The sequence below is a fragment of the Bradyrhizobium sp. Kon10 genome (assembly GCF_055807395.1).
Genome location: NZ_JBVVOZ010000005.1, coordinates 200,810 through 214,346 on the forward strand (window position 1 = coordinate 200,810; position 13,537 = coordinate 214,346).

The window sequence follows — 13,537 nt, forward strand, 5'->3', positions numbered from 1 at the left end:
GCGCCGGCGCGAGTCTCCCAAATCTCCTGATCTGACAGGTCCAGTCGATGTTGTATTTCACGCGGTGGAGAGCGCTCGGGATTATCCTGACGGCGCTGATCGTGTGCCTCTGCGCGGTCCCGAACTTCTTCCCCGAGGCGCAGGTGAAGACCTGGCCGGCGTGGGCGCAGCGGCGCCTGGTGCTGGGTCTCGACTTGCAGGGCGGCTCCTCTCTGCAGCTCGAGGTCGATTCCAACTATGTTAAGAAGGAAAGGCTCGACCAGATCCGCGACGACGTTCGTCGCGTGCTGCGTGAGGCCAAGATCGCTTACACGGGTCTCGTCACGAAGGGCGATGCCGTCGAGGTGCGCGTCAAGGACCCGGACACCCAGACGGTGCTCGCCAAGTTGCGTGAGCTTGCGCAGCCGATTGGTGGCCTTGTGGGGTCCAGCGGTCAGCGTGACCTTGAAGTCTCCGATGCCGGTGGGGGATTGATCCGCCTGACTATTCCGGAGTCCGCGATGATCGAGCGTTTGCGCAAGACCATCGAGCAGTCGATCCAGATCGTCGAGAAGCGCGTCAACGAGCTCGGCACCGTCGAGCCTATCATCCAGCGTCAGGGTAACGACCGCATTCTGGTTCAGGTGCCGGGTTTGCAGGATCCCACCCGTCTGAAGGAACTGCTGGGCAAGACTGCGAAGATGGAATTCCGCATGGTCGATCCCTCGGTGCCGCCGGACCAGGCGCAGCGGGGCAGCTTGCCGCCCGATACCGAGTTCCTGCCGAGCGCCAACCCGCCGCCGCCCGGCTACGTCGTCAAGAAGCAGGTGCTGGTTGCCGGCAGCGACCTGTCCGACGCCCAGGCGGGCTTCGACCAGCGGACCAACGAGCCGATCGTCAGCTTCAAGTTCAATAGCTCGGGCGCGCGCAAGTTCGCGCAGGCCACGCAGGAGAATGTCGGGGTGCCCTTCGCGATCATTCTCGACAACAAGGTGATCTCGGCGCCGGTCATTCGCGAGCCGATCACCGGTGGTCAGGGCCAGATCTCCGGCAGTTTCACCGTGCAGTCGGCCAATGACCTCGCCATTCTCTTGCGCGCCGGCGCGCTACCGGCGCCACTGACTGTCGTGGAAGAGCGCACGGTCGGCCCGGGCCTCGGCCAGGACTCGATCGAGAAGGGCGAACTCGCTGCCTATGTCGGCTCGATCCTGGTCGTCGTGTTCATGCTGTTGACGTACCGGCTGTTCGGCGTGTTCGCCAACATCGCCGTCTGTATCAACGTTGCCATGATTTTCGGCCTGTTGTCGCTGCTCAGCGCCACGCTGACCCTACCCGGCATCGCCGGCATCGTGCTAACGGTCGGTATCGCAGTCGACTCCAACGTGCTGATCTATGAGCGCATCCGCGAGGAGTTGCGCGGCGGGAGAACCCCGATTTCGGCGATCGACGCGGGCTTCAAGCGGGCGCTCGCCACCATTCTCGACTCCAATATCACCACCTTCATCGCCGCTGCGGTGCTGTTCATGATCGGCACCGGTCCGGTGCGCGGCTTCGCAGTCACGCTCGGCATCGGCATCATCACCACGGTCTTCACCGCGTTCACTATGACCCGCCTGATCGTGGCATGGTGGGTGCAGTGGAAGCGGCCGAAGACCGTGCCGATTTGATCATTCGAGGCCGGCTGTGACCACTACTCAAATCGTTCTCATCTCCCTCGGCGTCCTGATTGCCGTGCTGACCGTGGTCAGCGTGCTCGGACTGCTGCCGTCGCTGCGCATCGTGCCGGACGCCACGCATTTCGACTTCACCCAGTTCCGCCGTATTTCGTTCCCGATCTCGGCGACGCTCTCGATCTTCGCCATCGTGCTGTTCTTCACTCACGGTCTGAATTTCGGCATCGATTTCAAGGGCGGCACCCTGATGGAGGTGCGCGCCAAGTCAGGCACGGCGGACCTCGCGCAGATGCGGTCAACCCTCGGCAGCCTGGGTCTCGGGGAGGTCCAGCTGCAGCAATTCGGCGGCCCTGCCGACGTGCTGCTCCGGGTTGCCGAGCAGCCGGGCGGCGACAAGGCGCAGCAGACAGCGGTGGACAAGGTTCGCGGCGCACTCGGCGAGTCCGTGGAGTATCGCCGCGTCGAGGTGGTGGGCCCGCGTGTCTCCGGCGAACTGCTGGGTTGGGGCATGGCCGGTCTGATGCTCGCGATCGTCTCGATCCTGATCTACCTTTGGTTCCGATTCGAATGGCAGTTCGCGCTTGGTGCCATGATCGCCAACGTGCACGACATCGTGCTGACCATCGGCTTCATGTCGATCAGCCAGGTCGACTTCGACCTGACCAGCATCGCGGCGCTTCTGACCATTCTCGGCTATTCGCTCAACGACACTGTCGTCATCTACGACCGTATCCGTGAGATGCTGCGGCGCTATAAGAAGATGCCGATGCCGCAGCTGCTCAACGAGTCCATCAACTCGACGCTGTCACGCTCGATCATCACCCACTTCACGGTGACGCTGGCGCTGCTTGCGCTGCTGCTGTTCGGCGGGCACGCCATCCACAGCTTCACGGCCGTCATGATGTTCGGCGTGGTGCTGGTCGGCACCTACACCTCGATCTTCATCGCGGCGCCGATCCTGATCTATCTCGGCGTCGGCGAGCATCGTGAAGATGCGAAAGAAGAGGCTGCGTCGGCGAAGAAAAACAAGGCATGATCCGAACCGCCAGCCCTCGCAGGCGTTTGCGAGGGCAATAAGCCCCATTCGGACGAAGCTCATGGCCGGCGATCCCAACGCTCCCCATTTCCCGCGTTCGGCACCCATCGAAGCCTATGGAAAAGGCGGCTTTGCCTTTGCTGGCATGTCCCATCGCGGCTCACTGCTCTGCCTGCCCGATGCGATCTGGGCCTGGGACGTGACCGATCCCGCCAGGATCGACCGCTATTCGCTGGAACGGGTCTTCACGGCAGCCAACTCCATCGACACGCTGCTGATCGGCACCGGAACCGGCGTGTGGCTGCCGCCGCCGGAGCTGCGGCAAGCCCTGAAAGCGGTGAGGGTAGTGCTGGACACGATGCAGACCGGCCCCGCCGTGCGCACTTACAACATCATGATGGGCGAACGGCGTCGCGTCGCGGCCGCGTTGATCGCCGTGCCATGAACAGCGCCGCACCTGCCGCCGATAGCGCCGCCTTCTGCGCGGATCTCGTTCGCACCAACGACTTTCCGCACTATGCCGCGACGCTGTTCACACCCGCTGCCGAGCGTCGCGCGCTGCTGGCGCTCTACGCCTTCAATGTCGAGATCGTCCGCGTCCGCGACCAGGTGAGCCAGCCCTTGCCGGGCGAAATCCGCCTGCAATGGTGGACCGACATGCTGTCGGGTCATGCCCATGGCAGCGCCGAGGGCAATCCGGTCGCGGCAGAGCTATTGCGGGCCATCCGCGATCTCGAGCTGCCGGTCGAGCCGTTGTCGCTGCTCGTCGACGAACACCAGTTCGACCTCTACAACGATCCAATGCCGACGATGACGGCCTTGGAGGGGTATCTGGCCGCGACTTGTTCGGCGTTGTTCACGCTCGCGGCCCGGATCATGGCGCCGCCTTCGGACGCCGTCGAGCATCTCGCGCGACATGCGGGGCTGGCGCAGGGCATCGCGCAAATCGTCGCCAATCTGCCGCGCGACGCCGCGCACCGGCAGCTGTTCCTGCCGCAGCAACTCCTGGCAAGCCACGGCTGCAGCATGGAAGATATCTTTGCGGGCAAGGAGAGCTCCGCTCTCGGCGCCGTTCTGGATCAGCTCGTGAGCGAGGCGCAGCAGCACTTGGCAACCGCCGTGTCGCTGCTGCCCGAGGTGCCATCGTCAGTGCGGCCTGCCTTTCTGCCGCTAAGCCAGGCACGGGTCGATCTCAAGTGTCTGTCACGTCCGGGTCGCAACCCCTTCGCGCCGCAGCCGGTATCGCGGTTGCGCACGCTGTGGACGCTGTGGCGGGCTTCACGATCTCGAGAATTTACCTAATAGCGCTGGGCTTATCGCCTGAGCCGGCCAAATGTTCTATGCTGTCCTATGGCTGAAGTGTCCCAAACCGTGTCCTCCGATCTGAGCAACTTTCCAGTCGCGCCGGCCGACATTCACGCCGCCGCCGCTACGATCCGCGGCGCCGTGGTCGAAACGCCCTGCAGTTACAGCCGGACGCTGAGCAACATCTGCGGCTGCGAGATATGGCTCAAATTCGAGAACCTCCAGTTCACCTCCTCGTTCAAGGAGCGCGGCGCGCTGAACCGGCTCACCGCGCTGACGCCGGAGGAACGTGCGCGGGGCGTCGTCGCGATGTCGGCGGGGAACCATGCGCAGGGCGTTGCCTATCACGCCAAGCGGCTCGGTATTCCCGCCACCATTGTCATGCCCGTTGGCACGCCGATGGTGAAGGTGGAGAACACTCGGCATCACGGCGCAGAGGTGGTGGTCACGGGTGCGACACTGGAGGAGGCGGCCGCGTTTGCGCGAAGCCACGGCGAGGCCCGCGGTATGATCTTCGTTCATCCTTATGACGATCCGCTCGTGATCGCGGGGCAAGGTACCGTTGGCCTGGAGATGCTCAAGGCGGTGCCGGAGCTGGACACGCTGCTCGTCCCGATCGGCGGCGGCGGCCTGATCAGCGGCATTGCCGTTGCCGCGAAATCGCTGAAGCCGTCGCTGCGGATCGTGGGCGTCGAGGCCTGGCTCTATCCCTCGATGTACAACGCGATTCATGGCGGCACTCTGCCCGCGCGCGGCGATACGCTGGCCGAAGGCATCGCAGTCAAATTGCCCGGCAAGATCACCACCGAGATCGTTCGCCGGCTGGTCGACGACATTGCACTCGTCAACGAAGCCGAGCTCGAGCGCGCGGTCGCAACCCTGATCTCGATCGAGAAGACGGTCGTCGAAGGCGCGGGTGCTGCCGGCCTCGCGGCTGTCATGTCCGATCCGTCGCGCTTCGCCGGCGAGAAAGTCGGGCTGGTCCTGAGCGGCGGCAACATCGACACCAGGCTGATCGCCTCGGTGCTCACGCGCGAGCTCGCGCGTGAGGGACGGCTGACCCAATTGTCGCTCGATATCCCGGATCGGCCCGGGCAATTGGCTGCCGTCGCAGCGCTGCTGGCCGAAGCCGGTGCCAACATCATCGAGGTCTCGCACCAGCGGACGTTCTCCGACCTGCCCGCCAAGGCGACACTGCTGCAGCTGGTCATCGAAACCCGCGACAGCGCGCATCTCGACGAGGTCATGGCGAGGCTTAGTGCATCCGGATTGAGTGCGCGCTGCGCGTGAGCGGCGCTACCGCGGAACCAAATCTGTGAGGAGGCCGATCAACCGATCGATCTCGGCTTCCGTGTTGTAGTAATGCGGAGAGGCGCGCACGACTACCGGCAGCGAGCGCATTTCGGCGTCGATGCGGGTGCTCGATGGATCCGATGCGCCGATCGTGATGCCGGCCGCGGCGGCGCTGCTGACGATGGCTTCCGCCTCATACCCCTTGATCGTGAAGCTGACGATGGCACCAGGCGCGTGCCCGAGGTCGCGAATTGTGACGCCACGAATGGAGCCGAGACCGCTGCGAAGGCGGTCCGCAAGCATGCGGCAGCGCTGTTCGACCGGGCGTATTCCGACATTGAGGGCGTAATCGACGGCAGCCCCGAGTCCAAGCCGGGCTGTGTAGTTGTTCTCCCAGGTCTCGAATCGGCGCGCATCGTCGCGCAGCCGGTATTGATCGCGTGCGACCCAGGGCGCTGCGAAATGATCGATCATCGGCGGTTCGAGCCGATGCAACAGCGCGCGGCGGACGCAAAGGAAGCCGGTGCCGCGCGGGCCGCGCAGGAATTTGCGGCCGGTAGCCGACAACATGTCGCATCCGATCGCTTCGACGTCGACCTCCATCTGCCCGACTGCCTGGCAGGCGTCTAGCAAATAGGGAATGCGATGTGCCCGCGCGACCTTGCCGATCGCTGCGGCAGGATTGACGAGCCCGCCATTGGTCGGGACCCAGGTGATCGCGATCAGTTTGACACGCTCATCAATCATGCGCTCGAGCGCATGGATGTCGAGTTCGCCGCTGGCATTGCTCGGCACGATTTCGATGATCGCGCCCGTTCGCTTCGCGACCTGAAGAAAGGCGACATAATTGGCGGCGTATTCCGCCTCGGCGGTCAGGATCCGGTCGCCCGCGCGCAACGGAAGCGCGTAGAACGCCATCTGCCAGGCAACCGTTGCGTTCTCCATCAGAGCGATTTCATCCGGCGCGGCATTCAACAGCCGAGCGACTGAGCCATAGACTGCCTCAAGTCGAGCGGACTCACGGTCGGCCGCGGCGTAACCCCCGATCTCACTCTCCAGATCGATATGCCGTTTCATGGTTTCGACAACGGGAGCGGGCATGAGAGCCGCTCCGGCGTTGTGGAGGTACGCAAGCCGCGAGGCGGCCGGTGTATCGGCACGTATTCGGTCGATGTCGATCAAGCGCGCCTCCGCTTCTCGCAGTCCTCCTGCATGAATTAGACACGTCCAGGTACCCGAGCAAGATGGCGGGTAGCAGGGAATAGTGCCTGAGATCGCCTCAGATACAGAGGCCGAGCAGCTTGATGTGGCAGTTGCTGGAGTTGTGCTTGCTTGCTGGAGCGGTCTCGCGCTTCACGGCCACCAGCGGTTCCTTGTCCTTCGTGCCTTTGCCTGGCTTCGGCGCGTAGTCGCCGGCGATCTCCATCGCCCAGTAGGTCCGCTTCCCGCTGGCATTTTTGGCGCTCGCAATGCCGATGCGGGAGGCGTTGTGCAGCAGCAGGTTCTTGCGATGACCGGAGGAATCGATCCACTGGCCGAGCGTTTTCTCGAAATTGTCGTAACCGTACGCGATGTTTTCGGCGGCACGGCCTGCGCCGGCCGGTGCGATCCGCCTGTTGAACGGGCCGAGCGTCTCGTGGCTCAGATCATCCTTCGCCGCCATGGCGCGGGCCTGATCCATCGCAATGCGGTCGAGGGTGGCATCACGTACGACGCGGACCTCACCATGCTTGAGGCGGAAGCTGGAGATCAGTTCGGCCGGCGACTCCGCAGCCATTGCAGGCAACGCCGCCAGCAGCAGACTGCCTGCGACGGCTCCGCCAAATGCCCGAAATGTCATCGTCCCCCAGGTGCTCATTGCTTACCAAGCCGGCGCGCTACCGGCCGCTTCTCCATTGGCAATGTGGACGCTTCAAGGCGCGGGCCCCGCGCTAGCTTGCCGGCAGGTCCGCCTCGAAATTGAAGCGGTCACGCAGGTTTTTGCGCTGCTCCAGAATGTCTTTCAGAAAGGCGCGGTCCTGATCGTTCTTCATCATCGGCTCGATCAGGTCGAGCTGGTTCATGGCGACCAGTTGCAGGATCTCGGTGCGTGGATTGCCGCTGCCATCGCGCGGCAATGCGTGCACGACCTGGATGTGTTCCGGCGGCTTCGGGCCTTTCGCGGCGCTGAGCTCGTTGCGAAGCGCGCCCTCGAGCGCAGATTGATCCGCTTCGACGAAGGCATAGAGCCCGACGCCCGAGCGGCGGTCGGCAAAGGCGACGATCGCGGTGTCGCGCACGGCTGGATTCTTGCGGATCAGTTCGGCCAGCACCGGCGCATCGTTGACAAGCCGGCGGCCGCCACCCTCGCGGTCGGTGAAGTTGAACAGCCCGCGTGTGATCGCGCGATAAACCTTCTTGCCGGTGGCAAGCCACAGGCTCGCGGCGAATGATTTCTTCGCCAGGATCTTGCGCTCTCGGGCCGTCAGCGCCTCAGGCGCGTAGGAACGCTTGTGCTTGAGGAGATGCCTGAGGTCCTCATAGGCCAGGACGCGATAGAGCCGGCCACGGCGTCTAAAGCAGGCGGCGAGCTGGAAATCGGTCACATAGGCGTGGCCATCGCGGCCGACCAGCCAGTTCTGCTCCTTGGCCAGATCGTTGTGGCAGATGCCGGCGCGGCGCAGCCGACGCAGCGCGGCCTTGGCCGAGCGGAAATAGGCGAGGTCGCCATGCGGCTTCGCCAGATGCAGCGCGACGCCGTCAACGAAGCCCCGCATCAGGGCGCGGCGGCCGGCCCACAAGAGCTCGGGACCGACGTCGAGGCCCTTGGCCAGAGCCAGCGCATGCTTCTCGCGCGCGAACAGATGGCGTGCCAGCAGGAACGACCACCACGGCACCTCATCGAGCCGGCGCAGCACGGCGTCGACCTCGCCATTGTTGCCACGGAAGCGGCCGCGCTCGACCGTTGAGAACACGTCGCGCTTGAGCAGCACGCCCTCGATCCAGCGCGCCGAAAGCACCGCGGTGTCGTCTTTGGGGAGAGTCATCGAAAACTCACGCGGCGGCGGCAATGCGCAGGTGATTGGCGATCCAGCGATCGAGATCGGCAAGCGCCAGTGCGCTCATTGCCTGCTTCTTGGCAATTGTTTTCTCGTTGCCGCGCAGGCGCGTGCCGTCCGGCTTCTTCGTCGGCGCGCTCACAAGCGGCGGGAACAGGCCGAAATTGATGTTCATCGGCTGGAACGAGCGCGTGCCAGGCTCGATGGTTTCGATATGGCCGCCGGTGATGTGGCTGAGCAGCGATCCGAGCGCCGTCGTGCTTGGTGGGCTCGCAAGTCGCTCGCCACGTGCGTCGGCTGCCGCGTAGAGGCCGGCGATCAGGCCGACGCTGGCGGACTCCACGTAGCCCTCGCAGCCAGTCATCTGGCCGGCAAAACGAAGGCGGGGCTGCGCGCGCAGCCGCAATTGGCCGTCGAGCAGCTTGGGTGAGTTCAGAAAAGTGTTGCGATGCAGGCCGCCGAGCCGTGCGAACTCGGCCTTCTCCAGCCCCGGAATGGTGCGAAAGATACGCTGCTGCTCGCCATACTTCAGTTTCGTCTGGAAGCCGACGATGTTGTAGAGCGTGCCGAGCCTGTTGTCCTGCCGCAGCTGCACGATTGCGTAGGCCTTCGTCGTGGGATCGTGCGGATTGGTGAGGCCGACCGGCTTCATCGGACCGTGGCGCAAGGTCTCGGGGCCGCGCTCCGCCATAACTTCGATCGGCAGACAGCCGTCGAAATAGGGCGTGTTGGTCTCCCACTCCTTGAACTCGGTCTTCTCCCCGGCAGTCAACGCAGCGACGAAGCCGTCATACTGGTCCTTGGTCATCGGGCAATTGATGTAATCGGCGCCCGTGCCGCCGGGGCCGACTTTGTCGTAGCGCGACTGGAACCAGGCCACCGACATGTCGATGGATTCGCGATGCACGATCGGCGCGATCGCATCGAAGAAGGCCAATGCGTTCTCGTCAGTCAGTTCGCGGATGGCGTCGGCCAGGGGGGCGGAGGTGAGGGGGCCGGTCGCAATGATGACGTTGTTCCACTCGGCTGGTGGCAGGCCTGTGATCTCGCCACGGGCAATCTCGATCAGGGGATGATCGTTGAGCGCCTTGGTGACGGCGGCCGAAAAGCCGTCGCGATCAACCGCCAGCGCGCCGCCGGCCGGCACCTGGTTGGCATCAGCCGCGCGCATGATCAGCGAGCCCAGGCGGCGCATCTCGGCATGGAGCAGACCAACGGCGTTGTTGGCGGCATCGTCCGAGCGGAACGAATTGGAGCAGACGAGCTCGGCGAGTCCGTCGGTGCGGTGTGCCTCGGTCATGCGGTCCGGCCGCATCTCGTGCAGCACCACGGGCACGCCCGATTTCGCCAGCTGCCAGGCGGCTTCGGAGCCGGCAAGGCCAGCGCCGATGACGTGCACGGTGTTAAATTGGGATCCTGTCATGGGGCGGACAGGTAGCGCTTTTCGACGGCCAGTGGAATCGCCGAGATTGAGTTTTCTGCCGCTGAAAACGACAGCGCCCGCACGAGGCGGGCGTTATCGGTTCGTCCGGTCAGGAGCTGAACGATATCAGCCCTGGTACTGGCCGGCGGCAACGCGCGGGATGTCCGAGCGATCGAGGCCGATGTCGGACAGCTCGCGATCGCTGAGCTGGGACAACTCGGCAACATTGCGCTGATAGTCCCGGAAAGCCTGGATCATGCGGATGAGCGAGAGCAGCATTGGTAGTCTCCTGTAGTTCGATTCAGCCCTTGCCCGGGCGTCATCGTTGAAATGAATATAGGTGAGAGTGGTGCGGTGCAGAAGTTCCGATGTTGCGATGCAGCTAAGCGAAGGGCGCATAGCACAGGTAAGAGACGATTAACCTATCGGCAGCCAAGCCTAATAGACAGGCGAAGTCTGTCGGAAAGCGAGCTAAGCCACCGTAAAATCACGGATTTATCAAGCGGCCCGAGTTCCCTCCGTTCGGAAATGGGTTACGTTCTCGCGACCTTCAAGATGTCGTGCCAGCTTGTAAGCCCAACTTCCGCATGCGTGATTCGCATGCAGCAAAGCTCCATAACAATGAATATAAATTCATTGCAGACGAGAACTTGCCGGAATTGAGAGGAAGCGGAGATTCGCCGACCGCGGCGCCAAGCACGCTTCAAGCGAGGGCCGGTCGCCGGGCGATCGGCCCTACGCGTTCGTTTCAGGGCTTGCGTTTCAGGGCTTGCGTTTCGGGGCCCGCGTTAAGGCGCGTGCGCGAGCTGAGTGGCGAAATATGCGACGGTCTTGGAATAGACCTCGCTCTTGTTCCACTGCAGTAAGACCGCGAAGTTCGGGCTGCCCGGCTGCCAATCCTTGCCGCGTTGCCAGCCATAGCCGGCCAGATAATTGGCAGTGGAAGCGAGCACGTCGGGCGCGCTGTGCAGGAGGTCGCGCTTGCCGTTGCCGTCGAAATCGACGGCATATTTCATCCAGGACGAGGGCATGAACTGGGTCTGGCCGAGTTCGCCGGCCCATGCACCGCGCATGTCGCCCGGTGCGAGATCGCCACGCTGGACGATCCGCAGCGCATCCATCAGCTCACCGCGAAACTGCTCGGCGCGGCGACAATCGTACGCGAGCGTCGCCAGCGAGCGGATGGTCGCAAACTTGCCGGTGTTGACGCCGAAATCGGTCTCGAGACCCCAGATCGCGACCAGCACCTCGCCCGGCACGCCATAGGTCTGCTCGATGCGCGAAAGCACCGAGCCGTATTGCTTCATCATATTGGAACCGCGCTGCAGGCGCGGCGGGACCATGCGGCCGGAAAACTCCTCGAAGGTCTGGCTGAAGACCTTTTGCGAGTGGTCGCGGTTGAGCACGCCCTGATCCAGCGTCACGCCAGCGAGCCCGGCGGTGATTGCCTGTTGCGAGATGCCTTTGGCTGCGGCGTCGGTTTTGAAATCCGTAAGCCAGGCGTCGAAATTGCCCGAACCGCAGGCGACCGCGGCGAGTGCCGGCTCAGCGGAGAGGATTGAGAAGGTGAGGGCGAAGGCTGCGAGGGCGAGACGAGAAATCGTCGAGGTCATTCGAGTAAAATGATTCCATGAAGTGGCATGACCGGCGTCGGCAATCTCGGTGGTAACCGCGGCCAAAGCAAGGCGTATGACCAAGGCCTCTGACTTCGTCCGATCCTGCCCGGATTCGGCAGGATCGGACGTCACGAGATGGTCAGGCGTCCGTCCGGTTTCGCCACGGGAAGAGATTGGCCGGGAAGTCGGCGGCCGGCTTGCGCGGACGCGGCGGCGGAGGCGGCACCGGCCGGGCATTCGGGTCGGAGACGATCGCCTTGCGATAGAGATGCCAGGTGGCGTGGCCGAGCAGGGGGATGACGATCGCAAGGCCGAGGAAGGCCGGAATCGTGCCGAGCGCCAGCAGTATCGCGACGATCAGGCCCCACGCCGCCATCGGCACCGGGTTCTTGGCGACGACCCGGAGCGAGGTGACCATGGCCTCGAACGCGCCGGCATGACGGTCGAGCATCAAGGGGAACGACACGGCGCTAATGCACAGCGCGGCGAGCGCGAACAGGAATCCGGTGCCGCAGCCGACCGCGATCAGCCACCAGCCCTGCGACGTTGTCAGCACGCGCGTCACGAAATCCGAAATCCCGGTCACGCCCTCATAACCGAACGCCGCGACGTAGATGGCCTGCGCAGTCGCAACCCAGGTCACGAACAAAGCCAGCAGAAGCGCGCCGAGGCCAAGCATGGCGCCGAAGGAAGGCGAGCGCAGCACCTCCATCGCGTCCCAGGCGCTGGCCTCCTCATGGCGTTCGCGCCGGCTCGAGAGCTCGTAGAGACCGAGCGCTGCGAACGGGCCGATCAGGGCAAAGCCCGCGGCCAGCGGAAACAGCAATGGCAGCACCGAATAGCCCATCACCACGCGGGCGAGCACCAGGCCCAGCACTGGATAGATCACGCAGAGGACGATGGCGTGGCTCGGAACCGCCTTGAAATCTTCCCAGCCGCGTTTGAGCGCGTCGTGCAGATCGGAGAGTTGGATGGTTCGGATCACCGGTCCAGCCGCATCTGCGGTCTGGGCCATCGTGGGGACATTGCCCTGGTAGAGTGTGGCCATAGTCGCTTGCTCCCTTACCATGCAGCCGAATCCGGCGCCGGCAAACGGCGCGAGCGGCCGCTTTTGGATGATCGCGATTCCGACCAGACGCGAATTCCGGACGGCATCGCGAACTGAACGGAAAGCGTACTCCCAATCCCGAGTCCTGTCCCTCACGCTTGGGTGAGATTCGATGCCGCGGTGCAACCGCGATGATGTCATTCGGTCGTCATTTCGCCGCAGATAAGCTCATGGTGCTGCGGGTGGGTCGCGAGAACACCGCGCGCGCAACGCAAGAACTTCGTCTATAAGTGCACTCGAGGCCCTTCCAACGCATCCTTTTCGGGGAACAGACATGAGCATTTTCGGTAAAATCATGGGCGCGATCTTCGGCAGCCATCCGGCTTCCGCCGCGCCCGCCGGTGGCGCAGCTTCGGGCAGCGCGCCGGCAGGGGCCGCTCCGAGCGCGTCGGCGCCGAGCGCGGCACCGTCTGCCGCACCTGCGCAGACCGTGGACGTTGCGGCCGTCGTCGATGCGGCTGTCGCCGCGCACAAGGGCGAGAAGCTGGAGTGGCGCACCTCGATCGTCGACCTGATGAAGGCGCTTGACGTCGATTCCAGCCTTGCCGCGCGCAAGGATCTCGCCAAGGAGCTGGGCTACACCGGCGACATGAACGACTCCGCGAGCATGAATGTGTGGCTGCACAAGCAGGTGATGTCGAAGCTCGCCGCCAATGGCGGCAAGCTGCCGCCCGAGATCAAGCACTGACCGACAGCTCGGTCGTTGCTGGGGGCCCGCCATCGCGCGGGCCCTTTTGCGTTTAGGCGACCAGGTCCGCATCGTCCGGGTGCTTGTCGAGATAGTCGGCGACGAAGCCGCAGCCCGCGATCACCTTCTTGCCGTCGCGCCGGATCAAGTCCAGGGCGCCCCTGACCAGCTCCGAGGCGATGCCACGACCGCGCAGCGCCCGCGGCGTTTCGGTGTGGGTGATGATCACGGCTGCTGGTGTCAGCCGATAATTGGCGAAGGCAAGCTCATTGCCCAGATCGAGCTCGAAGCGGCTCCTGTCCTTGTTGTCGCGTACCGATGCCGTCATGCGAGATCCTTCCGAAGCGAGGCTTGCTCGCTGATCTAAGTGCCTGAACC

At 64.0% G+C, this 13,537-nt stretch carries 14 protein-coding genes; 6 read left to right on the forward strand and 8 right to left on the reverse strand.

Annotated elements, in window-relative coordinates; translation table 11 throughout:
* Positions 1-47: 47 nt before the first annotated feature.
* The 5 genes from secD to AC0L2O_RS10350 all read left to right on the forward strand — a co-directional run bounded on the left by secD (position 48) and on the right by AC0L2O_RS10350 (position 5,283).
* The gene (secD, locus tag AC0L2O_RS10330; RefSeq protein WP_409188646.1) at positions 48-1,646 is read left to right on the forward strand and encodes a protein translocase subunit SecD; all 1,599 of its coding nucleotides are present in this window, start codon (positions 48-50) and stop codon (positions 1,644-1,646) included.
* A 16-nt stretch (positions 1,647-1,662) separates the two neighbouring features.
* The gene (gene secF, locus AC0L2O_RS10335; RefSeq protein WP_409188647.1) at positions 1,663-2,688 is read left to right on the forward strand and encodes a protein translocase subunit SecF; all 1,026 of its coding nucleotides are present in this window, start codon (positions 1,663-1,665) and stop codon (positions 2,686-2,688) included.
* A gap of 61 nt (positions 2,689-2,749) precedes the next feature.
* A complete protein-coding gene (locus tag AC0L2O_RS10340) occupies positions 2,750-3,133 on the forward strand; it encodes an Mth938-like domain-containing protein (protein WP_369723497.1) in 384 nt (127 codons plus the stop codon).
* Positions 3,130-3,990 (forward strand): phytoene/squalene synthase family protein, encoded by an 861-nt coding sequence (locus tag AC0L2O_RS10345; RefSeq protein ID WP_473369647.1) that lies wholly within the window; start codon positions 3,130-3,132, stop codon positions 3,988-3,990. The genes AC0L2O_RS10340 and AC0L2O_RS10345 overlap by 4 nt, the downstream gene beginning before the upstream one ends.
* A gap of 48 nt (positions 3,991-4,038) precedes the next feature.
* Positions 4,039-5,283, forward strand: coding sequence for a threonine ammonia-lyase (locus tag AC0L2O_RS10350; RefSeq protein WP_473369648.1), 1,245 nt, complete (start codon positions 4,039-4,041; stop codon positions 5,281-5,283).
* Between the two features lie 6 nt (positions 5,284-5,289).
* On the opposite strand, the gene AC0L2O_RS10355 is transcribed toward AC0L2O_RS10350, so the two are convergent.
* From AC0L2O_RS10355 to AC0L2O_RS10385, 7 genes are all read right to left on the reverse strand, one after another.
* Entirely contained in the window at positions 5,290-6,468 is a 1,179-nt protein-coding gene (locus AC0L2O_RS10355) for an aminotransferase class V-fold PLP-dependent enzyme (RefSeq protein WP_409188650.1), read from the reverse strand.
* 97 nt (positions 6,469-6,565) lie between these two features.
* Positions 6,566-7,126, reverse strand: coding sequence for a CAP domain-containing protein (locus AC0L2O_RS10360; RefSeq protein WP_369723501.1), 561 nt, complete (start codon positions 7,124-7,126; stop codon positions 6,566-6,568).
* 91 nt (positions 7,127-7,217) lie between these two features.
* Positions 7,218-8,312, reverse strand: a complete 1,095-nt coding sequence (locus AC0L2O_RS10365) for a serine/threonine protein kinase (protein WP_473369649.1) — start codon at positions 8,310-8,312, stop codon at positions 7,218-7,220.
* A 7-nt stretch (positions 8,313-8,319) separates the two neighbouring features.
* The gene (gene trmFO / locus AC0L2O_RS10370) at positions 8,320-9,747 is read right to left on the reverse strand and encodes a methylenetetrahydrofolate--tRNA-(uracil(54)-C(5))-methyltransferase (FADH(2)-oxidizing) TrmFO (RefSeq protein ID WP_473369650.1); all 1,428 of its coding nucleotides are present in this window, start codon (positions 9,745-9,747) and stop codon (positions 8,320-8,322) included.
* Positions 9,748-9,873: 126 nt separating this feature from the next.
* Positions 9,874-10,026, reverse strand: a complete 153-nt coding sequence (locus AC0L2O_RS10375; RefSeq protein ID WP_018458011.1) for a DUF1127 domain-containing protein — start codon at positions 10,024-10,026, stop codon at positions 9,874-9,876.
* A gap of 509 nt (positions 10,027-10,535) precedes the next feature.
* Positions 10,536-11,360 carry a lytic murein transglycosylase gene (locus AC0L2O_RS10380; RefSeq protein WP_369723503.1) on the reverse strand — a complete coding sequence of 275 codons (825 nt, stop codon included), beginning with the start codon at positions 11,358-11,360 and terminating at the stop codon, positions 10,536-10,538.
* 142 nt (positions 11,361-11,502) lie between these two features.
* Positions 11,503-12,411 carry a DUF2189 domain-containing protein gene (locus tag AC0L2O_RS10385; protein WP_409188654.1) on the reverse strand — a complete coding sequence of 303 codons (909 nt, stop codon included), beginning with the start codon at positions 12,409-12,411 and terminating at the stop codon, positions 11,503-11,505.
* Positions 12,412-12,745: 334 nt separating this feature from the next.
* Here AC0L2O_RS10385 and AC0L2O_RS10390 point away from each other — a divergent pair, with 334 nt between their 5' ends.
* The gene (locus AC0L2O_RS10390; protein WP_473369651.1) at positions 12,746-13,159 is read left to right on the forward strand and encodes a DUF3597 domain-containing protein; all 414 of its coding nucleotides are present in this window, start codon (positions 12,746-12,748) and stop codon (positions 13,157-13,159) included.
* Between the two features lie 52 nt (positions 13,160-13,211).
* On the opposite strand, the gene AC0L2O_RS10395 is transcribed toward AC0L2O_RS10390, so the two are convergent.
* Positions 13,212-13,487, reverse strand: coding sequence for a GNAT family N-acetyltransferase (locus tag AC0L2O_RS10395; RefSeq protein WP_473369652.1), 276 nt, complete (start codon positions 13,485-13,487; stop codon positions 13,212-13,214).
* Between the last annotated feature and the right edge of the window lie 50 nt (positions 13,488-13,537).